The sequence below is a fragment of the Pleionea mediterranea genome (genome assembly GCF_003148745.1).
Taxonomy (GTDB): Bacteria; Pseudomonadota; Gammaproteobacteria; order Enterobacterales; family Kangiellaceae; genus Pleionea; species Pleionea mediterranea.
On record NZ_QGGU01000032.1, the window covers coordinates 1 to 1,122 of the forward strand.

2 protein-coding genes are annotated in these 1,122 nt (G+C 38.9%); both read left to right on the forward strand.

The window, feature by feature from the left end; genetic code table 11:
• On the forward strand, window positions 1–389 hold a 389-nt coding region (locus C8D97_RS17975; RefSeq protein WP_146196188.1), incomplete at its 5' end, for a formylglycine-generating enzyme family protein.
• A 480-nt stretch (window positions 390–869) separates the two neighbouring features.
• Window positions 870–1,122: hypothetical protein (locus C8D97_RS17980; protein ID WP_210204999.1), on the forward strand; the 253-nt coding region annotated here is incomplete at its 3' end.

Genomic DNA, 1,122 nt, shown 5'->3' on the forward strand with positions numbered 1-1,122 from the left:
CAGTTCAATTTGCAACTGATAATGGTGAGATCGATTATGGTCGGAATGTTAAAGATCATGAAGTATATGGAACGAAGCCTCCTGGAAGTTTTCCATCAAATCCCTTGGGTGTTTATGATATGTCAGGGAATGTGCCAGAGTGGGTATTGGATTCTTTCAGTAGTGGGTTTTATGAGAACAGCCCAATCAAAAATCCAGTGTATGACTTAGAAGGGGTGCGTCGCTACAAGGTTTCAAGAGGAGGAGGTGGATTGAGTGATCATGAAACGGCAATTAATATCTTCGATAGAGCTTATAGAAAACCCTTAAACACAGGTAGTGGTGAGGGAATTCGATGTGGGGTTAATTCTACGAGTCCTATCAAGTCTTCAATCATGGGCGCGCAATAAGCTGTTTACTTTTTCCTGCAACTTTGGCTGCTGAACTTGGTGATTCGACATATCAATGGTTGAGTCGTCGGCTGTCCCCCCAGTCATTCAAATAATCTCGTAAATAAGTTTCTGCCAAACAAAAACTTATTTACGAAGACTGGATAAAAAATTAACTCGGTTAATTGAATCTGAAACTGCCGAATTCAAAACGTGCAGCTGTCAGATCTGGCATGAGCTGTTTTAGTTGATTAGATATCGAACGAAGCCTACTCCACTTTACTTATTCGAAAACTCCGTAGTATATCGATAAAAACTGGTTTTACTATCCGCAATAGGGGATGAGACTTTTCCTCATAAATTATGGTTATAGCAAGATAAGTCTAAAAGTCTGCCTATCAAACTATGAAAGAGTTCACAAACTTCATTCTGGTTTTATAACTTGGGTTTTAAAAATGTTATAATTTCTAACCAAGCCTAACAACCAATAAAGTATAAATAATGAAACGGAATTTAATTGCTATAGCTATTTCACTCTCCTTGCTATCAGCGTGCCAAACGGAGATTGAAGCAGAACTGGAAAAGCATGGTGTCAGCTATGATGGTGTGCCTGAAAAGCCACTTGCCTATATACGAAGTCTGCCTTTAGAACAACAGGTTAAAGTACTCAAGCTTAGAAAGCGTGTGCTTCAAAACTTAGTGTTTGTTGAGGATGGTGGTTTTGTAATGGGGGATATTATTGAAGAAGTTCCAG